Raw genomic sequence first — 22,336 nt, 5'->3', positions numbered from 1 at the left:
TATCCAGATCACCTTGCTCCCAACCTTATGCGTAACACTTTCCATACTTCTTCATACTTCAAAAGTTACAGCCAGAACAGTCCCTGAAGCACACTCAGCACGGTCAACAAAGCCGCCTCCAGCAGCTCATTCATGGCACCATACGTATCCCCGGTTAAACCGCCGAGCCGTTCACTGATCCGAGCAGCCACGAATCGGCCGATATAATAACACGCCACAGGCAGTATAATAACTGCCGTCACCGGGTATAGCCACCATGGCAGTGTTCCCAGCCCACTCACCATCGCATCCGCAATCCCCATATCCGGCTTGAAAAGCCACACCGCGGCAAACGTAAGTGCCCCTGCGACCAAGGTCAGGCCCACAGCTGAACTTCGTGCACGCTGGACCTCCTTCCGCTCCCCGAGACCTTTAAACAATACAGCAAGTCCATCATCTTCGCGCGCATTCGGCCAGGCCGACATCGCATACACCATGAACCAGCGGCTCCAGATCATGGGCAGGATCAGCAACGCACCGTACACCCAGTGGCCCCGGGCAATAAAATCAGCGATCAGCGCAGCCTTCATCATCAGAAGCAACACGCAGGCGATCACGCCCATTGCCCCGACACGGCTGTCCTTCATAATCTCAAGCATCCGTTCACGAGTACGATAACTGAGCAAGCCATCCGCCGTATCCATCCATCCGTCAAGATGGAGCCCTCCGGTAAGCCATACCCATAACGTCAAGGTCAGGACGGCAGCCGGAAAGGCCGGAAGCACTGCACCGCTTAAGGCTCCCGCGAGCCAGGCACACAGACCAATTGCAGCACCGACCAGCGGATAAAAGACTACACTTTCCCGCAGCAATGGCGGGACAAAATCGATTTGCATTTTGACAGGGAAACGGGACAAAAATTGAAAAGCGGCTGCCGCCGCATGTTTGCGCTGAGGAGCAGGCGTGCCATCCTTCATAAGCGGTACTCCTTGCTTTTCAGTTCAATCGCAATGCCTACGGTCACCAGAAACACTTCACCGCATATCGCCGCAATGCGCTGATTCAGTACACCGGCCAAATCCCGATATTTCCTGCCAAGGGCATATTCCGGTACGATCCCATCTCCCACTTCATTTGTAACCAAAACAAGCAAACCGGGATAGGTTCGAATCGCTTCAACCAACGCGTCCAAATGTCCCTGTAACACCTGCTTCTCGTCATGCTCATGCGCTAACAAAACATTTGTCAGCCACAGCGTCAGGCAATCCACCAGAATGGTGGGTGCAGAAGTCCCTGTATGCCCTTCACCCATGCGGCTTATCAAAGCAGGTAGATGTATCGGCTCTTCTGTTGTATGCCACAGATACCCTGATGCCTCGCGCTGATGCTGATGCATGGCGATGCGCTCACGCATTTCATCATCGTACGCCTGAGCTGTCGCCACATACCAGGCCTCAGAGGAACGCTGCATGCAGAGACGCTCGGCAAAGGAGCTTTTGCCACTGCGTGCGCCGCCTGTCACCAGTACGCTCATCGAGAACTCTCTCCTTGCAGGGATGAATCAACCGACGCAGCGGAGTCCGAAGCATGGCTTGCCCCGTCCGAGACACCCGCGCTTGCAAAAGTCGCCATCTCGTTCAGAATGAGACATGCTGCGTCAATCAGATGAAGACTGAGCACGCCGCCTGTGCCTTCACCCAGACGCATGTCCAGATCCAGCATCGCTTTCAGGTCCAGTTCACGCAGCAGCGCTCCATGTCCATTTTCGTGTGACGTATGAGAAGCGATCATATAGGCTGTGCTCAGAGGTGCAAGTTGTCTCGCCACCAGCGCTGCGGCGGTAGAGATGAACCCGTCTACAACGACAGGGCAACGATGAGCAGCTGCTGCGAGAATAACCCCTGTGAGTCCGGCAATCTCCAGTCCACCCACCTTGCACAGAACATCCAGTGCATCTTCCGGGTTCGGTGTGTTTACGCTAAGCGCCCGGCTGACTACAGCAGCCTTGCGCTGCAAGCCTGCATCATCAATGCCGGTTCCTCGCCCCACGGCGGCAGCTGGTGCAACTCCGGTTAACGCGCTCATTACCGCAGCACTTGCGGTGGTGTTGCCAATTCCCATCTCCCCGGTGACAAACAGTTGAGTTCCCTTCGCCACCTCTGCCGCTACAACTTCGGCTCCTGCAAGGATAGCGCTGACTGCCTCATCCCGGGTCATCGCTGCACCTCGGGCCATGTTGGCCGTGCCTTTGCGAATTTTACGGGAAAGCAGGTCCGGATGTTCAAGATCGGCATTCACACCGATATCCACACAGATCACATCAGCTCCGGCGTGACGAGCAAGCACATTCACCGCAGCGCCTCCAGCAAGGAAATTCAGGACCATCTGCGGGGTCACTTCAGCAGGAAAAGCACTGATGCCTTCTTCCACTACGCCGTGATCTGCGGCCATGACAATGACCGCCCTGTGATCAAAACGCGGACGTGCATTGCCCGTCATGCCTGCCAGTCGTATCACCAGCTCTTCCAATTTGCCCAGACTTCCCGGCGGCTTCGTCAACGAATCCACGTGTGCAGAGGTTTCTGCCGCCACTTCCTGGTCAGGGGCAGTAATCTTACTTATTAAATGCTCCAACACCTGTTCATTATTCATACAACCAGCACTTCCTTCATCAAAATATGGGTTGCCCCGCTTCATTTAATCGATGTCCCGCCGCAGCAGCAGTTGAGGTATGGCATGGTCGGGATGAGAGACAATCGCGGGTTTGACGCGAAATATGTCCTGGATGTTCTCATCGTTGATCAACGTATGAGGTGTGCCCTTTCCAACCGTCAATCCCTCACGCAGCGCCAGAATGTGATCGCAAAATAACGCGGCCAGATTCAGATCATGCAGCACAGCCACAATCGTAATGTTATTTCTCTGTCGCCATGCCGATAACAATTCCATGAATTGCAATTGATATTTAATATCCAGAAACGTGGTCGGCTCGTCCAGCAGCAGTAACCTCGGCTCCTGAGCCATAACTTTGGCTAGTGCGACCCGCTGCCGTTGCCCGCCGCTGAGTGCATCCAGCGGTCTGTCCGCCAGCTCTGTCAATCCAAGGTCTTCAAGCACCCTGTCCACTACAAGTGCCCCATCGCCCACTTCCCGCCCCAGCCAGTTCTGGTATGGATATCGCCCCATCTCCACCACGTCTCGCACGGGATAGGAGATGGCTGGTAAGCCATCCTGCTGCAATACAGCGATCATGCGCGACAGGTCCTTACGGCTGTAAGAGCCGATGTCTCGACCATCGATACGAATCTGACCTTTGCTTAACTGTTCCGTTCCGGCAATAAGCTGGATCAGGGTGGACTTGCCGCTGCCGTTTGGTCCAACAACTCCCCACCAGTCACCTTCGCCAACATGCCAGTCTACATTGCGCAGTGCCTGATGATTGCCATATAACTTCCCTGCTCCCTTAATGGAGATAAGTGAAGTTGAGTTGGAACTGGTACTGGAATTCATGGCATCATCCCCTTCTGCAACTTTTTGTTCCGGTGCAGCAGGTAAGCAAAGAACGGCGCACCAACAAAGGCGGTGACAACACCGAGCGGAATTTCAGTTGGCGCCAGCAACGATCTTGCGATGGTATCTGCCCACACCATGAAGATCGCTCCACCAATGGCAGACAAAGGTACCAGCAGTCGGTAATCCGGCCCCACCAGCAGCCGCAACATATGCGGGATCACCAATCCAACGAATCCGATGACACCCGATACCGAGACAGCCCCTGCGGTTAGCAGTGTGCCGACTGCCAGCACCGACAGCTTGAGCCTGTCCACTCCGATCCCGATATGTGCCGCTTGACGTTCTCCCAGTGCAAGCACATTCAACGAGCGTGCACGGCTCCAGAGAAAGACCAGTCCTAACAGAAAATACGGGAAAAGGATGGCCGTATACGACCACCCACGCAGAGCCAGACTTCCCATCGTCCAGTATATAATTTCATTAATCGTCTGTTTCGACATGGTCGACAGGAAGGAAACAACTGCGCCCAGGAAACTTTGCATGACCACACCAGCCAGAATGAGGCTATGTGTAGGTATTTTACGCCCTTCACGAGCCAGTGCCATAACAAACCATAACGTGATTACACCCGTCAAAAACGCCACCAGTGGCAACGTCCAGATTCCGATCAGTGCATACTGCAATCCGAAGAAAATCAGAAAGGCTGCACCCACCGAAGCACCGGATGATACGCCCAGGGTGAACGGGTCTGCCAGCGGGTTCCGAAGAACCCCCTGGAATCCCGCACCGGCAATCGCCAACGATGCGCCCACGAGCACGGCAAGCAGTACACGTGGGAATCTGACTTTCCAGATAATCTGTTCGGCTGCCTTGTTCCAATCCGGTGTAATCCAATCGCCCACCCAGGGAATTTTGTGAATCAGGATGCCTGCAATATCACGGATCGGCAACGCTACTGAACCAATGCCCGTGCAGATGAGCACGGTGAGCACCAGCAGCACCATGCCCATCGTTCCGAACAGGATCAGCTTTTTACTCATTGGAACAAGTCAGGGTAGATCGCTTTGGCTACTTCTTTCAACCCTTGGGTTACACGTGGACCCGGACGGCTCAGCAGGTTGGCATCCAGGCCAATAACCGCGTCATTTTTCACAGCCGTAATTTGATCCCAGCCGCTGCGCGCCTTGATGATCTGATCCAGTGTTTTGGAGTTTTCGTCAATGACATCATTAGCATACAAAATCACATCCGGGTTGGAGGCGATCACATTTTCTTCATTGATCTGGTACCAGCCTTCTTTGTCCGAAGCAATATTGGTTCCTCCGGCTACGGTGATCAGTTCGTCCATGAACTCACCTTTACCTACCGACCAACCTGGGGAGAATTCAACGTATACTTTTTTCTTCTCTTCCGGTTTAACTGCCTTCACCGCTTCGGTTACATCCGTCACGTCCTGTTTCATCTGAGTGATGATTTCTTGTGCTTTTTCCTGATGATCGGTAATTTTACCGAAGGTTTCGATATTGTTCATTACATCGTCAATGGATTTAGGATCCGTTTTGAAAATGGTAATGCCCAGCTCACGCAGTTTCTTCACTGCATCTTCGCTCATGGAGATACCTGTGAAGACGATGTCGGCTTCAGCTGCAATAATAGACTCTTCATTGGGCTTGGTGATACCGCCCATTTTAGCTTTGGTTGTTGCCGCTTCCGGATAATCGTCATAGTCGGATACACCAACGATCTGATCGTCCAATCCAAGGGCAAACAGGGATTCCGTCTCAGCCGGAGACACGGATACAATTTTGGCAGGTGCCTTTTCAAAGGTGAATGATTCACCCGTTGCATCCGTAACTGTCAGTGGATATTGTGTTTTGAGGTCCGTCTGCGCTTGGCCTTGGGACTGCTCCTGTGCCGGTTGCTGTGAAGTACCTGTGCCCTCGTTTGTTGTTGCATTGCCACATCCGGCCAAAGCCAGTGCAAGTGCCGCTGCACTTAGCAGGGACGCTACGCTTTTCCAATTTTTGAAATTCATTCTGTTATTCTCCCCTTCTCTATTTGTACTATTTTCTTGCATCATGCTCGAACTCTTACTTCCCATGTCTTGGTGTTCCTGTACAAGTTAAACCCATCAATTTCACACAAGTCCACTCCGATTGCAGCACCATCTTCCGATCGCTGTTATCCCCAGATTTTTTTGATTCCCTTTTCGAAAGGGAAAATCCGGGGATAAGCGTATGCTTCCGATGTAGCTTTCTTGTAGAAAGCTTTAAGCGAACACTCCGTTTCTTCAGATCGGTTCTGCACTCTTCGTTAACGTGTAGAAGTTCGGTTTATCTTACATGACAATACAAAATCCCCAATCCTTGGACAAAGATTAGGGATGACGTCTCGCATATGGCGATCTGTACATGTTCAACCAAGGGTTGTCCATGCGCATAGAATAGCCCGAAACGCTGTCCTTTCCTCGAAGGAACACCGGTTTGTACGTCCAGGGCAGGTAACCTGACTTACAGGAATCATCCTGTTTTACAGTGGCGGGACCGTGCCGGATTTGCACCGGCTTCCCCATTTCACCCTTGTGTGTTCATGACTCGTACTAATTTGCCATGAAAAGACAGCCTTCACACGCGGGACCCTTGGTCGCTGATATGGTAAACCATTGCCGTGTAATTTCTGCATACTACATACTCGTTCAGGCTTCACACCTGCAGCGTATCTGTATCCATGCTGAAGTCACACTTCTGTTGTGATTATAGGGTATATTGTACATCCTTACAACCCGATCGGCGGAAAAGTCATTCTGCTGCCAAACCACTCATTCCCCTGTTGTTCAAGCTGAACCTGAATCGCCTGTCCCGGTACGACATGTGTATCCCAGAACCCAAGCCCGGCAATCAGACGGGACAAGGCATATCGGATGACACCACCATGCGTAACCACAACTATGGTTGGCACTTGACCCTCATTAACGTGCGTCGAAGGACAGCCCTCCAACAACATCTGTTGGAGAAAGGAGTCCAACCGTCCGGTAAACTCCTGCCACGATTCCCCGCCGGGCGGAGTGACCTCCTGCGGGGTATCAATCCAGTTTCGGTACACAGGTTTATCCTTAAGCTGATCATACGTCAGCCCTTCCCACTGTCCAAAATCATTCTCGCGCAGACGCGAGTCGAACTTCACCTGTCCGATGGCATCAGGAAGAATCTGTTCCAGCGTCTGTCGGCAGCGAAGCAGATCACTGCAATATACCTCATTCCACGAAACACCGCTCAATTGTTCATGAAGCGGAGCCAGTTCTTCTTTGGCATTTGGCAGCAGACCAATGTCGGTATGCCCCAGGTATCTTTTTTCCACATTCCACAGCGTTGTCCCATGACGGACCCACAGAATGTTTCGTTTCAGCGGCTCAGGCTGATTCGTATGTACTTCATTGCCTGCATTCCCTTCATTTATGACCATAACAGCCTACCTCCTGCCAGCCACACACCCAGCGTTATGAACAAGCATAGTACCACAAAAGCACCTGCCGACCAGAACATCAGACGTGACGTTTGCACAATATCCTCGGCTTCCATCGGCCGTGTGGCTTCACCCATGTAGGCACGAAATGAAGCAACGCCGTGATACACGTTATGTCCGCCAAGCCGGATGCCCAGTGCTCCAGCCACCGCTGATTCGGGAAAACCGCTATTCGGACTTGGGTGTAATCTTGCATCCCGTGCAACCATGCGTGCTGCTCCTTTGGCGTCCAGCTTCATGACCCAGGCACCCACGATTAACAGAATCACGGTCAGCCGGGCAGGTATCCAGTTCGCCACATCATCCAGACGGGCCGAGGCCCAGCCAAGATGCAGATACTTGTCATTTTTATATCCGACCATGGAATCCAGCGTGTTGACGGCGCGATAAGCCATGGCAAGCGGAGCTCCTCCAATGAGCGCATAGAATAACGGGGATACAATGGCATCCACGATGTTTTCAGCAACCGTCTCTACCGTTCCCCGCACAACCTCGGGTTCATCCAGATGCGCTGTATCACGTCCAACAATCATGCCCAGTGAACGTCTGGCCGCCGGCCAATCCTGCTGCTTCAGATGACGATACACTTCCATGCCTGCATCCTTCAGCCCTTTTGAAGCAATGGTCGTTGCAATGAGCACCACTTCAGCTGCCGCTGCAATGACAGGGTGGATTAGTCCAAGCAGATATACGAATCCCCACGTGATGGCAAAAGAACTCCCCGCGATCACCATCGGGAATAACAGCCCGGCTCTCTTCAGCCCCGAATCTGTGCGCACACGTGAGCGAATGACTCGCTCCAACGCCGAGATGCCTTTTCCCATGCCAATCACCGGATGGGGAATCCAGCGTGGATCTCCGATACATCGGTCCAACAGGTACGCAATTATAATAATCCAGGCTCCCGCCATGCCTGTCCAGAACGGCCAGGTCCATAGATGCTCCACATCAAAAGTCATTTGTACCTGATCCTCTCTTTCCATAACAGTCCGGCCTGAAGGCTCTCTGTCACCGTGTCGTATACCAATCTGCCAATCGCTGCCCCTGCCGTAGTCGCTGTTCCGGCATAAGTGATCATCGGATGAGGTTCCTCCACTGCCATTGCCTGACCTACTGCAATCACAATGGCATCGGTTGTGGTGCCGGTGGCGGGCAACCCGTTCTCCGAATCTAGAACACCCGCATCCGCCAGCGCTGCCGCTTTGGCTTCCACCGCCGTCTGTACCGCATTCACCATCGCCCCGGTGGTCATGCGTCCATTCAACCAGAGCATGATGTTAATTGTACCCGGGACATAGGGGTGAATCGTTAGATTCCGTGCTGAAGGAGCAGAGCGCTCCCTGCCGGAAGACATCGTCTTATTTCCCGCCGCATCAAATACCGTTCTCTCCGACCCCGCGCGTGCGGCATTCGATACGCCCGCAGTGGTGCAGCACAAAAGGCCAAATTCATTACTTGTATATTCCTGAATGGAGGTATGCTCCAGTCTGACGGCCGTCAATAATCCGGCACATTGATCACGCGGCTCTTGCCATTCGTTCAGCGCTTGTTCGATATCACGCGGCGGATCATCACAGCGGTAATGCCTGTCCACATAGATGTTAAATATGCGATCCAGTTCAAGCATCCCGCAGCCATATACCGCACTCGACAGCGCTTTGACAGCCCTTGGGCTCTGTGCTTTGATATGTCTTTCATGTGCGGATATGTTCAGTCCGGGCCAGGAAGAGGAAGCATATTCATTCTCTTCTGTTTCTCCATTCGTAAAGTAGTTATAAAACGGGAGTGTCATTGCCGCTTCCCTCCCTGTTCCTCATCTTTCGTCTGATCAATATTCGGATATCCCTTGGTTTCCAGTACGCTGCCCAGCACTTCGAGTAATGTAGCATTGGCATCTGCATCCTTGACCGCGAAACGTACATGCCCTTTGTCAAGCCCCGGATACATGGCACAGCTGCGAATCAGAATACCTCTTCGGCCCAGCGCCTCCTGCATTGATGCCGCTGTCCAAGAGGCCGGCACACGTGCCAAAATAAAATTCGCCTCTCCCGGTGTCACCGCACATCCGTACGCCTTCAGTCCTTCGATGAGATGACCCCGTTCCCGCATGATCTGTGATATGCTCTCCTGTTCGTACCGTTCTCCGCTGCGCAGACAGGCTTCACCTGCCATGAGCGCCAGACCGTTGACACTCCAGGTCACCTGTTTCTTTGTCATCGCCTGAATGTATTCGGCACGGCCCAAAGCATATCCGAGACGCAAGCCCGGAATGGCATAAAACTTTGTCATCGAGCGAATGATGATCACATTAGGATAGTCATTCAGATGTGCTGCCAGGGACTGACGCCCGGCTACCGGAATAAAATCCATAAATGCCTCGTCAATGACAAGTACGGTTCCCGTTTCTTCCGCTTTGCGGGCAAACCTTTGTAATACCTCAAGCGGATATTGTACACCATTTGGATTGTTGGGCTGGCCAAGGAAGAGCAGGTCTACCTTTTCCATGAGCTGCTCGATGTCCTCGGGTTCCGCTCGCCACGCCAGTTCTTCTCTTCCTTCCGTATGCACAACCTCGGCACCGAATTGTCGTGCCAACGCGCGGTACTCCGAAAATCCCGGTTCCACCGTACCCACCTTGCGCGGGGCAAGCCCCAGCAGAATGAGCGCCATGCTTTCGGCTGCGCCGTTGCCCACGGAAATCTGCTCCTGCATCACACCAAGACGCTCGCTCAGCAGCGCTTTGAATCCCCGATGCGCCGGATCGGGATACCGAATCACCGACTGCAATCCTTGCTGTATAGCCTCCAGCACCCCTCCCGGCGGACCGAGCGGATTAATGTTGGCACTGAAATCCAGAAAATCAGCGGCTTGCCTCCCAAATCGTGACGCAGCCGTCTCCACGTCCCCGCCATGTCCGAACACTTCGATATAACCGGTCATTCTTCCGTCATCCTTTCTGTATGTCCTTTTTATTATGGATGGCACGGGAGGTGTGGGTCAATCCTGTTTTCTTTGTGTCCCAACCATAATTCGTTTACAATAGAAGAGGAATTTCGGTTCCTTTTGATATACAAGGTTCACTACATAAGGGACTAGCAATCCCTCACATACATTAATGGAGGAATGACCATGCTGTTTGTAGACAACCAGGGCATTACAGATCCTTCTGTAAACCTTGCCATTGAGGAGTACATTCTGAAGCATCTGCCGATGGAGGATGACAGCTATCTGCTGTTCTACATCAACCGTCCGTCGATTATCATCGGAAAGCATCAAAATACGATTGAGGAAATTAATATCGAGTACGTTCAGGATAACGGTGTGCAGGTCGTTCGTCGTCTTTCGGGAGGCGGAGCGGTATATCACGATCTGGGCAACCTGAATTTCAGTTTTATTACAGCGGATGACGGTCAATCCTTCCACAATTTCCGCAAGTTCACCCAGCCTGTGGTTGAAGCTTTGCACGAGCTTGGTGTAAATGCCGAGTTGACCGGGCGTAATGATCTGCAAGTCGGCGAAAAGAAAATTTCGGGCAATGCCCAGTTTTCCACACGTGGGCGTATGTTCAGTCATGGCACATTGATGTTTGATCTGAATCTGGAGCATGTTCAGGCTTCCCTGAACGTCAATCCCGAGAAGTTCAAATCCAAGAGCACCAAGTCCGTCCGCAGCCGGGTCGCCAACATACGGGATCTGATTGACACCAACCTGACGATTGAGCAGTTCCGCGATGAGCTGTTACGTCACATTTTCAGAATGGAGCCACAAGACGTCCCGCAATACAAGCTGACTGACAAGGACTGGGACAAAATCAAGGAAATTTCCGCTGAGCGTTATAACAACTGGGACTGGAACTATGGCTTGTCTCCGGAAAGCAATGTGAAGCACACTCGTAAATTCCCTGTGGGCATCATCGATCTGCGCATGAACATCAAGGATGGACGCATCGAAGATATCAAAATCTTTGGCGACTTCTTCGGTGTAGGCGATGTGGCGGATATCGAAAATATGCTGCGCGGCAAACGGTATGAAGAAACCGAGGTGCGTACAGCACTTGAGGGCCTGGATGTAAAACATTACTTCGGCAACCTTGAGCTGGAAGACTTTATTGGCCTTGTTTTCCTGGAAGAGTAAAATTTAGATGTAAGTATAGTTTTAGAACGAAGTCTAAAATTACACGTTAACGGAGAAGACAGAATTCATCGGGAGAAGCGAAGCGTTTGCTTAAAGCTTTTTGAAAAAAAGCTACATCGGAAGCATACGCTTATCAACGGATTTCCCCTTGGGGAAATGGAATCAAAAATCCGGGGATAACAGCGATCGAAAGATGAATCTGTATTCGGAGTGGCCTCGTGTAAAACTTTATTTCTTCGTTCGTTAATATAGATACAGATAAAAAAGGAGAGAAACACAGATGAGCTACAAATTGATTGCAATCGACATTGATGACACCCTGATCAACGACAACAAGGAAGTAACCCCTGCCACACAGACTGCACTGGAACAAGCGGTTGCCCATGGTGTAACTGTAACGCTGGCGACTGGACGTGCTTATGCTTCCGCACAAGCGCTTGCTCGTCAAACCGGACTTAACGTTCCGATCATCACGTATCAAGGCGCATTGGTGAAAAACCTGCTGGACGAAAAAGTACTTTATGAGCGCTACGTTCCACAGGAAGCTTCCCGCAAATTGTATGATTACTGCCTGGAGAACAATCTCCACCTTCAAACATACATTGACGACAAGTTGTATGCCCGTGAGGAAAACGACAAGCTGCGTGATTATGCCAAATTAAACGGCACCCAATATTACATCGAATCTGATTTCATCAAAGTCATCGAACAAAAGACACCGAAGCTGCTTATTATCGATGAGCCAGACTACTTGGATAAGGTTGCCGTTGACCTGCGTGAATTGCTCGGACCACAAGTGCACATCACAAAGTCCAAACCTTACTTCCTGGAAATCATGCACAATGAAGGAACTAAAGGTCATGCCCTGACCTTCCTGGCTGACCATTTCGGTCACCAGCTCAGCGAGTGTATTGCCATCGGCGACTCCTGGAACGACCATGAGATGCTCGAAGTTGCTGGTCTTGGTGTAGCGATGGGGAATGCCATCCCTGCCCTGAAAGAGCTGGCAGACTACATTACGGCAAGTAATAACGAAGATGGTGTAAAAGAGGTTATTGAGAAGTTTGTGCTGAACGCAGAGTAATTAAGATCAACGAACAGCCCAGTCGGCGAATTTCGCCGACTGGGCTGTTTTTTTGATTTTAAAAATATGTTCATTATCCTGTTTAAACGATTATATTAGGTATATTTCTCTCTTATTTTTTATGTTTTGAGAGCAACAATGCGCTGACTTTCACGCACCTCGAATTATTATCTTACTTGCTCATGGCATGCTGGAAAGACTCCAGCAGTTTTTTGATTTGCCCATCAAATTCCAGTTGAAATGACGGAATGATCTCATCTATTCTTTGCTGAAACAGCTCCGGATCTTGGACACCAAGCTCCGCTCTTAACTCCATTTCTTCTTCGGAACCATTGTCGTTCAGGATCATGTTCAGGATTTCACCCTTAAAGTATTCACTTGGAGGAAGGATTAGAGCATTCATCAGGAACTGGGTAAAAAAGAGATGTTTATTATTTTCCTGACTCGCCTTTTTCATCGCCTGCTTAGTAAACAAGTTTATATACTTCTGAGCAAACGCAACCCCTTTCATTCGGGAAGGCCCAACATGTTCGACCCCTTTCCAACGCAGATCAGCCACAGAACTAAGCCACCAGGCCGGTTCAATAGCCTGCTGCATACGAAGCAACACTTGGCGCTCAAACTGCGGCTCAGGATGCATTCGCTGCTCATCCAAACATTTTCCTATGGTCTCGGCTTCAATTGCAGCGACCGTCATGCCTTGACCATGGATCGGATCGAAGCTGCAAAATGCATCGCCAAGGACAAGTAATCCGGAGGGCCAATTCTCCATCAGTTCAAAATGTTGACGAACAGACTCGGAAATACGGTATCCACGAGGCCCTTGAAAAGGCTCCAGCTGGTCTGCCAACGCTACGATTTCATCCGAAGCAAACAGATGTTTGATTTGCTCTTGGAACTCATCCGGATGGGTTGAAGGATATTCATCTCCTCCTGCGTTGAACAGTAACAGTCCAGCGATATCATTTTCAATTCGCCACAACATGCCTGCACGAATTGCTTTTACAGGATCGGACTCTGTTATCACCGTTCCCCAGTCATTTTGAATAGAGGATGGTATTTTATAATAGCGGGTGCTGTAACCAAGAGACACCTTCAGCACTTCCGGCTCAGGCACGGACAACCCTATCTGTTCAAGCCGTCTGATCAATTTGGAAGAACGCCCCGCGGCATCAATAACCATATCTGCTGCAAGCATTTCTTCCCGGTTATCCCTACCTCTTATTTTGGTATACACGCCTGTAATCGAACGCTCATCTTCTGATGCCATTAACCCGGTAACTTCCGTGCTCGTTAAGAAGCTTATATGATCTATGCTCTGGACTCGCTGACGCAGTACCCACTCCAGCAGGGCTCTGCTGCTCGATGCAATTTTGAATGAGGAAGCAGCATTCGCTTTATTAACTAATGTACCGTAGCGATTGGCAATCATAAACTTCTCTTCTTGTGAAGGAATGGCACCAAGCGCGACCAATTCGTCATTGTATCCGGGAAAGTAATGTTCCAGAATAAGTCCGCCGCGCGGTAATACACGATGTGGATGAAAGGATTGAGGCACACCCTGCCGATTCGCCGGCTCAGAAGGCAATTCATCTCGCTCAATGATACATACCTCATCATAATAATCAGATAACATCCTTGCAGTGATTAACCCTGCAATACCTGCCCCAATTACCACAGCTTTTTTCATGTCGGACATCGCCACTTCATCCTCTCTAATCCATCATATTTTATCTACACTTGTAGCCCTATCAAAAAATTACTTATAATACCAATATACACTTGAAATCTCGTTCCATGTAAGAATCAATGTGTTGATACTATATAGCTAAACTACAATAAGGAACTGATGTAGATGAAAATGATTGATAAAAAGGTGGATTTGAGAGTTACCCGAACTCATAAATTGTTAACGATGGCGCTACTCGATCTGTTATGTGAGAAAGGCTACCTATTTTAAAACAGATTCGGAAGCCTGCACTGTCATCCTCGCACGACTTCTTTTCTTCAACCAGCCGCTCACCTTCTCATTCATCGCCAGCAGACCTGAAACGACCAGCACTACACCGATCCATGTAACCCAGCTGACATGCTCACCGTAGACAACAGCACCAAGCCCTACGGCAATGGGTGGTGAAATGTATAACCATGTTGCTGGAAACAACGGGTTGGTACGCGACATAATCCAATAGAACAGACTATGCCCCACCATGGAGCCGATGACAGTCAAATAGATGACCGACGAGACGGCAGGCACCCAGTCCAGAGCAGACATACTCCACGATTCCGTTCCGACCGAGAGCAGGGATAACAGCAGTCCCCCATACATCATCTGCACCGCATTGATCGCTACAGGACTAGCCTCCTTGAACTGATGAATGACCTTTTTGGAGTACAATGCACCTGCTGAATAACAGACCTCCCCCACTAGTACCGCGATACAACCCCACATGAACAGGGAACCTGCACCAAGCGATACACCTGGCAACACAACCAGTACCACACCGGTGAACCCGATCAGGCAGCCCACAATCATACGGGCAGATGTTTTTTGCCGTAACAGCGCCGTCTGCATCAACATAATCATCAGCGGCCCTGTCGCTGACAGAATGGCACCCACACCCGAGCTCACATGCTGTTCAGCCCAATATAATGTGGCAAAAGTGCCGAAGGTCAGCCCCGCTCCCGTTAACAACATCTCCTTGCGGAACAGGAGCGACCAGCTCACTTTGCCCTTCATCCTCATCCATGCAAACATCAGCGCTCCCGCGATTAAAAATCGCAATCCGGCTGACAGAAAAGGCGGCATGCCTGCCTCTACTCCAATTTTAATAGCCAGAAATGTTGTACCGAAAATAAGACACATAACCGTAAATGCAATCCCCACCATGATAACCACTCCTTTATCTGTTCTCCATCATATCTCATGGTCTACAGAACAGAATGAACAAAACAGAACAGTTTTCTCCCATTAGCTGTTACAATAGAGTTCAAAAGGAGTGTGAGCCGGGTGGGCAGAACCATGATGATGACAGATAACAGCCTGAAATTATATGAGCAAGTAATCCATTATCTCGTTGTACGTATAGAAGCGGGAGAGTGGGCTGAACATGAAAAACTGCCATCTGTACGAAGCCTGTCCGAGCTACTCGGCGTACATCGCTTGACCGTATTCAAAGCCTATCAGGAGTTAAAAGAACGTGGGAATGTTTATGTGAAGGATAAGTCTGGCTATTATGTCAGCCCAGCGACTCCATTCTCAGTAACGGATCAGGCGGATGATCCCGCCGTGTCTGCCTGGCTGCATTGGGATTCACTAGCACGGGTACAGTCCCTTGAAGCAGAATACCAGTTTTCCAAATCGTTAATCGATCCCTCTCTGCTGCCCAACCGTTATTGGGGAGAACTAATGCGTGATCTTCTAGATCAATATCCCCGTTTGCTCGGAACGTATTCCACGATTCAGGGAGATCTGGAATTGCGAAGTGCGCTGGCAAGCCATCTAACGAAAAAAGAACGCTTCTATCTCTCCGCAGACGAAGTGCTCATTACTTCGGGGGCGCAGCAAGCGATTGATGTCATCTCGCGGACGCTGGTCAAACCCGGGGATCGGGTGTTGATGGAACGGCCTACGTATGGACCAGCAATGGAGATTTTCCGTAAACAAGGTGCTCGTCTGATCTTTACGGATATTCACTCGGATGGGTATGATCTGGAGCAGATCGAACATCTGATGAAATCGGAGAAACCACGCTTATTCTACACGACGCCAACTTTTCATAATCCAACCGGCGTTAACGTTCCAGTAGAACAGCGCAAGCAGTTACCTGAACTAGCAGAACAGTATGGTTGTTTTCTGCTCGAAGACGACAGCACCTATGATATCTATTTTAAGGAGAAACCTCCTGCACCCATTTTCACCTACGACACCACTGGGCATACCCTGTACATCCGCAGTTACAGCAAGTATGTTGCACCCGGGCTACGGATTGCAGCCATCATATGCCGTCAGCGTTTCATGCCAGGACTACAGGCTGTAAAATCACTGACAGATAACGGATCGCCCCTTCTGAACCAGAAGCTTTTTCTCCGTTATTTTCAGTCAGAACGTATGCATCAGCATCTGTCCAAGCTGCGGACCGCCATCCAGCTACGGATGGAAGTGATGGAACAATCTCTGCTGGAAACGGACTGGACGTGGACCCGGCCGGAGGGCGGACTCAACTTTTGGGTAGAGCTTCCTGAGGGTGTGGATACAGGGAGACTGCTTCACCGATGCATGGAACAATCCGTTGCCTTTGTACCCGGAACCGTATTTGATTCTTCGGATAATTCAGCCAGTCGCAAGCTGCGCCTGTCCTTCTCTTATGCACATGAGCAGCAGATTCGGGAAGGCATGAGCAGGCTTATTACGCTTGCAAAAGAAATGTAAGGTTTGGTTATAAATCGAAAAAAGCCCGGAAGGTCACATGACCTTCCGGGCTACTGTTATGAGCTGGATATGACCTTATCCACCAATCCATATTCGACTGCTTCAGCAGCGGTCAGGAAATAATCTCGATCCGAGTCCTTCTCAATCCGCTCAATTGACTGTCCTGTATGGTCGGCTAACAGCTTGTTAAGACGTTGACGGTGCTGAATGATGCGGTTAGCATGAATCAACATATCCGACGCCTGCCCCCGCGTACCGCCATGTGGCTGATGGATCATGATCTCACTGTTGGGCAGCGCCATACGCTTGCCTTTTGTTCCACCTACCAGCAATATCGTACCAAAGCTTGCTGCCATCCCTGTACAGATCGTGGAGATATCCGGCTTCACAAATTGCATCGTGTCATAGATCGAGAATCCCGCAGTCACCGACCCACCAGGGCTGTTGATGTACATCTGGATATCCTTCTCCGGGTCCTCTGCAGTCAAAAACAATAACTGGGCCACGATGGCATTTGCCATCTGATCCTCGATCTCTCCGGACACCATAATGATCCGGTCTTTGAGCAAACGGGAATAAATATCATAACTCCGCTCTCCGCGAGCAGTTTGTTCCACTACATACGGCACTACATTCATATGTGTCGCCTCCTCGGTTTAGGCAACCATGTTGACCGTGTATCCGCCTCCATACGACATCGAGTTCATGCCAGAAGTGGAGTACCCGTACATCATTGGCTGCGTGGATGGAGACGGCAAAGTCTGCTGCAAAATCGTCCCCGCCACAGCCATCGGATCATCAGTCCGATTCAGGCACAGATCAATGATTCGGGCTGTATCCCCATTACGAAATGCCAGCAGATAGCTGCGCAGTTCCTCCCGATTGTCCTCCACTGCGCCTTCCTCATACTGCAATTCAGCGTCCGATTGTCCCAACCTGTGCCTCACTTCAGCTATGGCAGAGCGTGCACGACTTAACGCTGCTTTCACAGCACCTTCTGTCGTATCCAGCATTTCCGCAGTCTCTGCCGCCCTATAACCCATTAATTCACGTAATACATATATCACTCGCTGCCACGGTGGTAGCTTATTTACAAGAAGTTGTACGGCAGACTCCAATTCCTCGAATCGCCTTTCCTCCTCCATCTCGTGTAGGAGCGGCTTCAAGCTATCCAGTTTATAAGCCAATCTCTCCCGCTGACGTAAGATATCAATCCAGCTGTTGCGTGCAATACGGATCAGATAAGCTTCCCAGTTTATATTTTTATTCATCCCGGAAGATCCAACCACACTCGACGACAATACTTTGAGACAGGTCTCCTGAACCAGATCTTCCGTCTCTGGAACTGATTTCGTCAGAGATAGACAATACGCATACAACGAACCCATCAGATCGGGTAATACGGCATGAATGCTTTGGTTCAATTGATTTTTTCTATCGTTGCCATTGAATTCAATATCGAATTTATCTTGTTTACCATCATCATGTGGTCTGTTGATTCTGCAATCCACGGACTTCACAAAGGCCATCTTGGGGGCCCCCCCTTTGCTGGTTCCTGATTGATTTTGACTTACACTATGTAAACGAAGAACCCCTTGTAAAGGATACGCTCTTCTGAATTTATTTTTATTACGCTATATAAATTGAACTAAAGAATATTTACACTGCACACTCCGATGACAGAACAACCTTCCGATCGCTGTTATCCCCAGATTTTTTGATTCCTTTTATAAAGGGGAAATCCGGGAATAAAGGCGAACGCGCTGCTTCTTCAGGTCCTTTCTGTCCTCTCCGTTTTGTGTAAATGTTTAGTTCAATTTATATAGTTAAATTGGGTTACGCATTCGTTTCCAGCTTTAATGTTCCCAGCGGCACCTTCATCCCGGTAAGGGCAATCGTAATACCTTGATCCAGATTATCATTCTGCCGTACATCAACGTCATGAGACATATGTGTAAAATAGGTATGGCCCGGCTTCAGTTCCCGCAGCAACTCTTGCGCCTCGCGCATATCGTACACGGAACGTGTTGAGAATTCCGCAAGTTCATGCACAAAGCTCGTTCCAAGCACCAGCAGATCCAGTCCGTGCAACGGCTCTTTTTCGGATGGCTTCAGGTCAATGGTATCTGAACAGTACGCCCAGCTATACCCTTCCCGTACGAGTCGATACGCATAGGAATAACCGTTTTTACCGTGGCAGACCTTCCATGAATGTACCTTCCAGCCGCCCAGTTCAATACCGTCATCCGTTTCCAGAAAGTCCATATGACGACCCAACCAAGGAAACTGTCCCTGAATCGTAACAATCACTTCACGTGGCGCATACAAACGTCCCTTCACGCCCAGCCAGCGACACGCATCCGCCCATTCCGGTAATCCTCCAATATGGTCAAAATGCGCATGAGTGACAAGTAGCGTATGCACCATACGCAATCCCTGATCCTCCATCTGTGATCTCCAGTCTGGTCCGCAGTCAATCATGAACTGTTCGTTAGCACCATCACCGTCAATCAGAACAGAAGAGCGTTTCCGTTTATTCTCTCCCGTAAGCCTCGCCTCTGTACATACGTCGCAATCACAATACACACGTGGAACGCCCATCGCATCGCCTGTGCCCAGAAATGTTAGCTGATCCAATCCGCATTCCCCCTGAATTAATGATATGTAGATTGTAATCGTCAACCTCTGTTTTTGCAAAAAAAGACCATCCCGCTGCAGTTCTCCACTGCAATTCGGGACAGTCTGTCGTCTGACCGTTCACCGTCAGACTTCATCTCCATGTTTTGCTCCATAGGAGCTTACGCTTCGTCAGCATGTGGTGCAACCTTATAAGCGGGTCATCCGCATGAAGATCAGGACTTACCTTTTAAACAGGCCACGACTGATTAATTCGAGTCACATCCACTCGGCGCTGGAACTATACCAGTGCCCGCAGCTTCAACGTCAGTTCCTGACCCGCAGGTACATCCTTCGAATCCGTAATCACCCAGTTCGACGCAAGCCGCTTCGCCAGTACCTCTGCCTGCTCTTGTTTTAACTGCAATCCGGTGATGATTCCTTCACCCACTGTGAAGTCTCTCTCTGGCTGTACCTTGAAGGCCTTTTCCAACCAGATTCCGAGTCCACCACGTGTGTTAAAGGTAATCCGGTACCCATCTTTTACTGCTGCCTCCAGATTTTCACCATGCTCGTCCGCATACGAGAAAAATTCGTTATATCGGTATTCCTCTTCAGACACGGCGTCAAAAGCGGAAACATCTTTGGCTTGAATGGCTTTTAATATTTCTTCCTCAGGCATACCCTTACCGCGGGCCTGCTCCAGTCTAATCGCTGTACTTTGGGATAATTTGATCTCTGCACTCATCCAACTCACACCTTCCTGCACTATGTAACAATCATGGTCTAGTATACCTCTATTATAACCTTTTGGCAGTAAAAAACCTCCATCTCTACTTCCATTGAAATGAAGGTTTAGTATCCACATGTTCGGTCACCTATTCGATTACATCAGCAATACTCATAATCCAGCGAGCACCTGATACCACACGCCGCCTTTGGAGTACAACGTGCTGCGTACCTCATCCCATCCACCCAGATAGTTGATATCAAATAGTCCTTCTGGCGTTGGGAATGTCGACTCGGTCTGTGCAAATACATCAGGATCTACTGAACGAAAACCATGCTTGGCAAAAATGTGCTGTGCTTCTGGTGTACGCAGATAGGCGACAAAAGCTTCCGCCAGTTCACGATTCCCATGTTTATCGGCATATTTATTCACCACAACTGCCGGGTTTTCAATCAGGATCGTATTTTTCGGAATGACGATGTCATAATCTACACCTTTGGCGATCCGGGCAAGCAATTCATTTTCATACGTGACGATTACATCACCGACACCATACTCGAATGCCGCCATCGAAGAGCGCCCACTCTTGTCCAATGATTCAACGTTACGATGTACCTGTTCGAGAAAAGCCTTGGCTGCGGCAGGATCTTTCTTCCCCTCTTGCTCCTCCGACAGTTTCAATCCGGCACCATAAATGGCATTAATGTCCCATTGTGCGCCTCCGGATGTCTTTGGATTGGGGTACAGTACCTTCACTCCTGGCTTGGTTAAGTCCTGAAAATCACGAATACCGAGCGGGTTGCCCGCTCTTGTGCCCAGAACAACAATTGAACGGGTGATCATGCCCTCATTAGGGGTCTGTTTCCAATCGGAGCTAACCAGATCGGCTTTGACCAGCTTCTCGATATCACTCTCCATCGCGAGCAAGGCCACATCAGCCTCAAATCCACCAACGATGGCTCTTGCCTGTGTACCCGAAGCTTCGTAGGACTCCTGGAAGTTAATCGTCTGTCCGGTTTTTGCCTTCCACTCCTCCTGGAACTTGGGCAGCATTTCGCCTACAGCATCTTTCGCTACACTATAAGCACCAATCACCAGCGTATTGGATGAATCGTTACCAGCGGGCTCGTTCTGTTCGCTTGCCCCCTCCTGCTTGCTGCATCCAGCGGTCATGCAGACGAGCAGAAGCATGAGGGCAACATATAAGAGTATGGCTTTCTTCTTCCTCGTCTGCATGGGCAGCCCCTTTCTTCCACTTGATCTAAATCATCACCGGCATCGGATCTTCCTTCAGTCGGTTCTCTACCACCCAACTGTTGGAGTCATTGAACAGGTATGCACGGTGTACAAGGACTCGAATTTGTTGACCGATCTCCAATGTCGTTTTCTCCAGGGAACGATACGTGATTAACTTGTGACCCTGTACGTCCACCTCTACCATCCATTCACTGCCGCGGAAATGAAGATGTTTGACTGTACCTTTTTCGGTTGCAGACAACATGGTGAATTCGTTTTTCAAGCCGATCTCAATATACTCCGGTCGAATCAGCGCTCGTGTACTTTCACCCTCAACCGCATGTTCGAATCCTTTCAGCTGGGAGGCATCCTCCACAACCGTAGACTCCCCGATAAATGTAGCGACAAACGGTGTCTGCGGGTTTTTGTAGATATCCCAAGGTGTGCCCTTCTGTTCGAGACGACCTTGGCTGATAATCATGATTTCGTCCGCCACTTCAATCGCTTCATCCTGGTCATGCGTTACAAATATCGAAGTAATCCCTACCCGTTCAATCAACTCACGCAACCATGAACGCAGTTCCTGACGGATCTTGGCATCAATGGCCGCGAACGGTTCGTCCAGCAATAACAGCTGCGGCTCCGGGGCGAGTGCTCTGGCAAAAGCAACACGCTGACGCTGCCCACCAGATAACTGATGTGGATAGCGCTGTTCGAAACCTTTTAACCCGGTCAGTTCAACCAGTTCCATCACCCGATCACGGATCTGGGCTTTTGGCGTCTTCTTGACCTTGAGTCCAAAGGCGACATTCTCAAATACCGTCATATGTTTGAACAAGGCATAGTTCTGGAATACAAATCCGATGCCCCGCTCCTGTGGAGGCAGATGGTTCACGACTTTTCCGTGAAAGCGAATCTCACCGGAACCCGGATTCTCCAGACCTGCCAGCATCCGCAGAATGGACGTTTTCCCACCTCCGCTGGGTCCAAGCAGACCGATCAGATGGCCTTTGGCAATATCGAATGAGACATCTTTTACCGCATGAAAATCACCGAAATGTTTGTTCAAATCACGGACTTCTACATGCAT

General features: G+C 50.0%; 21 protein-coding genes and 1 riboswitch. Of the genes, 3 read left to right on the top strand and 18 right to left on the bottom strand.

What is annotated here, in order from left to right:
- Positions 1 to 65: 65 nt before the first annotated feature.
- From cobS to cobD, 10 genes are all read right to left on the bottom strand, one after another.
- Positions 66 to 956 (bottom strand): adenosylcobinamide-GDP ribazoletransferase, encoded by an 891-nt coding sequence (gene cobS, locus MKY66_RS07440; protein ID WP_076209433.1) that lies wholly within the window; start codon positions 954 to 956, stop codon positions 66 to 68.
- Complete coding sequence (gene cobU / locus MKY66_RS07435) at positions 953 to 1,513, bottom strand: bifunctional adenosylcobinamide kinase/adenosylcobinamide-phosphate guanylyltransferase (protein WP_036610730.1); 561 nt, start codon at positions 1,511 to 1,513, stop codon at positions 953 to 955. Before cobU ends, cobS begins: the two co-directional genes overlap by 4 nt.
- A complete protein-coding gene (gene cobT / locus MKY66_RS07430) occupies positions 1,510 to 2,631 on the bottom strand; it encodes a nicotinate-nucleotide--dimethylbenzimidazole phosphoribosyltransferase (protein WP_076209434.1) in 1,122 nt (373 codons plus the stop codon). The genes cobU and cobT overlap by 4 nt, the downstream gene beginning before the upstream one ends.
- 45 nt (positions 2,632 to 2,676) lie before the next feature.
- Positions 2,677 to 3,489, bottom strand: coding sequence for an ABC transporter ATP-binding protein (locus tag MKY66_RS07425; RefSeq protein WP_076209435.1), 813 nt, complete (start codon positions 3,487 to 3,489; stop codon positions 2,677 to 2,679).
- Positions 3,486 to 4,532 (bottom strand): iron chelate uptake ABC transporter family permease subunit, encoded by a 1,047-nt coding sequence (locus tag MKY66_RS07420; protein WP_076209436.1) that lies wholly within the window; start codon positions 4,530 to 4,532, stop codon positions 3,486 to 3,488. Before MKY66_RS07420 ends, MKY66_RS07425 begins: the two co-directional genes overlap by 4 nt.
- On the bottom strand, positions 4,529 to 5,527 hold the full coding sequence (locus tag MKY66_RS07415; RefSeq protein ID WP_076209437.1) for an ABC transporter substrate-binding protein: 999 nt from the start codon (positions 5,525 to 5,527) through the stop codon (positions 4,529 to 4,531). Before MKY66_RS07415 ends, MKY66_RS07420 begins: the two co-directional genes overlap by 4 nt.
- 442 nt (positions 5,528 to 5,969) lie before the next feature.
- Positions 5,970 to 6,088: riboswitch (cobalamin riboswitch) on the bottom strand.
- Between the two features lie 179 nt (positions 6,089 to 6,267).
- Positions 6,268 to 6,954 (bottom strand): histidine phosphatase family protein, encoded by a 687-nt coding sequence (locus MKY66_RS07410; protein ID WP_083656940.1) that lies wholly within the window; start codon positions 6,952 to 6,954, stop codon positions 6,268 to 6,270.
- Positions 6,945 to 7,925: an adenosylcobinamide-phosphate synthase CbiB gene (gene cbiB, locus MKY66_RS07405; protein WP_076209542.1), complete on the bottom strand. Its 981-nt coding sequence runs from the start codon at positions 7,923 to 7,925 to the stop codon at positions 6,945 to 6,947. The genes MKY66_RS07410 and cbiB overlap by 10 nt, the downstream gene beginning before the upstream one ends.
- 44 nt (positions 7,926 to 7,969) lie before the next feature.
- Positions 7,970 to 8,806 carry an adenosylcobinamide amidohydrolase gene (locus MKY66_RS07400; RefSeq protein ID WP_076209438.1) on the bottom strand — a complete coding sequence of 279 codons (837 nt, stop codon included), beginning with the start codon at positions 8,804 to 8,806 and terminating at the stop codon, positions 7,970 to 7,972.
- Positions 8,803 to 9,954, bottom strand: coding sequence for a threonine-phosphate decarboxylase CobD (cobD, locus tag MKY66_RS07395; protein ID WP_076209439.1), 1,152 nt, complete (start codon positions 9,952 to 9,954; stop codon positions 8,803 to 8,805). Before cobD ends, MKY66_RS07400 begins: the two co-directional genes overlap by 4 nt.
- 189 nt (positions 9,955 to 10,143) lie before the next feature.
- On the opposite strand from cobD, the gene MKY66_RS07390 reads away from it, so the two are divergent.
- Both MKY66_RS07390 and MKY66_RS07385 read left to right on the top strand, forming a co-directional pair.
- Positions 10,144 to 11,148: a lipoate--protein ligase gene (locus MKY66_RS07390; RefSeq protein WP_036610740.1), complete on the top strand. Its 1,005-nt coding sequence runs from the start codon at positions 10,144 to 10,146 to the stop codon at positions 11,146 to 11,148.
- Between the two features lie 280 nt (positions 11,149 to 11,428).
- Entirely contained in the window at positions 11,429 to 12,232 is an 804-nt protein-coding gene (locus MKY66_RS07385; RefSeq protein ID WP_036610742.1) for a Cof-type HAD-IIB family hydrolase, read from the top strand.
- 172 nt (positions 12,233 to 12,404) lie between these two features.
- On the opposite strand, the gene MKY66_RS07380 is transcribed toward MKY66_RS07385, so the two are convergent.
- Positions 12,405 to 13,931 (bottom strand): FAD-dependent monooxygenase, encoded by a 1,527-nt coding sequence (locus MKY66_RS07380; RefSeq protein ID WP_076209440.1) that lies wholly within the window; start codon positions 13,929 to 13,931, stop codon positions 12,405 to 12,407.
- A gap of 252 nt (positions 13,932 to 14,183) precedes the next feature.
- Entirely contained in the window at positions 14,184 to 15,122 is a 939-nt protein-coding gene (locus tag MKY66_RS07375) for an EamA family transporter (RefSeq protein WP_036610747.1), read from the bottom strand.
- Between the two features lie 120 nt (positions 15,123 to 15,242).
- Between MKY66_RS07375 and MKY66_RS07370 the strand changes: the two genes are divergently transcribed.
- Positions 15,243 to 16,664, top strand: a complete 1,422-nt coding sequence (locus MKY66_RS07370; protein ID WP_255319672.1) for a PLP-dependent aminotransferase family protein — start codon at positions 15,243 to 15,245, stop codon at positions 16,662 to 16,664.
- Positions 16,665 to 16,720: 56 nt separating this feature from the next.
- Here MKY66_RS07370 and clpP read toward each other — a convergent pair whose 3' ends face one another.
- The 6 genes from clpP to cysA all read right to left on the bottom strand — a co-directional run bounded on the left by clpP (position 16,721) and on the right by cysA (position 22,336).
- A complete protein-coding gene (gene clpP / locus MKY66_RS07365) occupies positions 16,721 to 17,302 on the bottom strand; it encodes an ATP-dependent Clp endopeptidase proteolytic subunit ClpP (protein WP_017689971.1) in 582 nt (193 codons plus the stop codon).
- A gap of 18 nt (positions 17,303 to 17,320) precedes the next feature.
- Entirely contained in the window at positions 17,321 to 18,193 is an 873-nt protein-coding gene (locus MKY66_RS07360; protein ID WP_083656941.1) for an RNA polymerase sigma factor, read from the bottom strand.
- Between the two features lie 307 nt (positions 18,194 to 18,500).
- Positions 18,501 to 19,301, bottom strand: a complete 801-nt coding sequence (locus MKY66_RS07355) for an MBL fold metallo-hydrolase (RefSeq protein ID WP_076209441.1) — start codon at positions 19,299 to 19,301, stop codon at positions 18,501 to 18,503.
- A gap of 280 nt (positions 19,302 to 19,581) precedes the next feature.
- Entirely contained in the window at positions 19,582 to 20,028 is a 447-nt protein-coding gene (locus tag MKY66_RS07350; RefSeq protein WP_076209442.1) for a hypothetical protein, read from the bottom strand.
- A gap of 153 nt (positions 20,029 to 20,181) precedes the next feature.
- Positions 20,182 to 21,246, bottom strand: a complete 1,065-nt coding sequence (locus MKY66_RS07345) for a sulfate ABC transporter substrate-binding protein (protein ID WP_076209443.1) — start codon at positions 21,244 to 21,246, stop codon at positions 20,182 to 20,184.
- A gap of 25 nt (positions 21,247 to 21,271) precedes the next feature.
- Positions 21,272 to 22,336 (bottom strand): sulfate ABC transporter ATP-binding protein, encoded by a 1,065-nt coding sequence (gene cysA, locus MKY66_RS07340; protein WP_076209444.1) that lies wholly within the window; start codon positions 22,334 to 22,336, stop codon positions 21,272 to 21,274.

This window comes from Paenibacillus sp. FSL R5-0766 (genome assembly GCF_037971845.1).
Lineage (GTDB): Bacteria > Bacillota > Bacilli > Paenibacillales > Paenibacillaceae > Paenibacillus.
This window is presented reverse-complemented; position numbering and strand designations above follow the sequence as displayed.

Coding starts and splice junctions, on each gene's coding strand:
- MKY66_RS07390 (WP_036610740.1), top strand. CDS start 10,144: ATGCTGTTTGTAGACAACCAGGGCATTACAGATCCTTCTGTAAACCTT.
- MKY66_RS07345 (WP_076209443.1), bottom strand. CDS start 21,246: ATGCAGACGAGGAAGAAGAAAGCCATACTCTTATATGTTGCCCTCATG.
- MKY66_RS07375 (WP_036610747.1), bottom strand. CDS start 15,122: ATGGTGGGGATTGCATTTACGGTTATGTGTCTTATTTTCGGTACAACA.
- MKY66_RS07425 (WP_076209435.1), bottom strand. CDS start 3,489: ATGAATTCCAGTACCAGTTCCAACTCAACTTCACTTATCTCCATTAAG.
- MKY66_RS07410 (WP_083656940.1), bottom strand. CDS start 6,954: ATGGTCATAAATGAAGGGAATGCAGGCAATGAAGTACATACGAATCAG.
- MKY66_RS07400 (WP_076209438.1), bottom strand. CDS start 8,806: ATGACACTCCCGTTTTATAACTACTTTACGAATGGAGAAACAGAAGAG.
- MKY66_RS07415 (WP_076209437.1), bottom strand. CDS start 5,527: ATGAATTTCAAAAATTGGAAAAGCGTAGCGTCCCTGCTAAGTGCAGCG.
- cobT (WP_076209434.1), bottom strand. CDS start 2,631: ATGAATAATGAACAGGTGTTGGAGCATTTAATAAGTAAGATTACTGCC.
- cbiB (WP_076209542.1), bottom strand. CDS start 7,925: ATGGCGGGAGCCTGGATTATTATAATTGCGTACCTGTTGGACCGATGT.
- cobD (WP_076209439.1), bottom strand. CDS start 9,954: ATGACCGGTTATATCGAAGTGTTCGGACATGGCGGGGACGTGGAGACG.
- clpP (WP_017689971.1), bottom strand. CDS start 17,302: ATGAATGTAGTGCCGTATGTAGTGGAACAAACTGCTCGCGGAGAGCGG.
- MKY66_RS07350 (WP_076209442.1), bottom strand. CDS start 20,028: ATGAGTGCAGAGATCAAATTATCCCAAAGTACAGCGATTAGACTGGAG.
- MKY66_RS07420 (WP_076209436.1), bottom strand. CDS start 4,532: ATGAGTAAAAAGCTGATCCTGTTCGGAACGATGGGCATGGTGCTGCTG.
- cobS (WP_076209433.1), bottom strand. CDS start 956: ATGAAGGATGGCACGCCTGCTCCTCAGCGCAAACATGCGGCGGCAGCC.
- MKY66_RS07360 (WP_083656941.1), bottom strand. CDS start 18,193: ATGGCCTTTGTGAAGTCCGTGGATTGCAGAATCAACAGACCACATGAT.
- MKY66_RS07380 (WP_076209440.1), bottom strand. CDS start 13,931: ATGTCCGACATGAAAAAAGCTGTGGTAATTGGGGCAGGTATTGCAGGG.
- cysA (WP_076209444.1), bottom strand. CDS start 22,336: ATGCATGTAGAAGTCCGTGATTTGAACAAACATTTCGGTGATTTTCAT.
- cobU (WP_036610730.1), bottom strand. CDS start 1,513: ATGAGCGTACTGGTGACAGGCGGCGCACGCAGTGGCAAAAGCTCCTTT.
- MKY66_RS07385 (WP_036610742.1), top strand. CDS start 11,429: ATGAGCTACAAATTGATTGCAATCGACATTGATGACACCCTGATCAAC.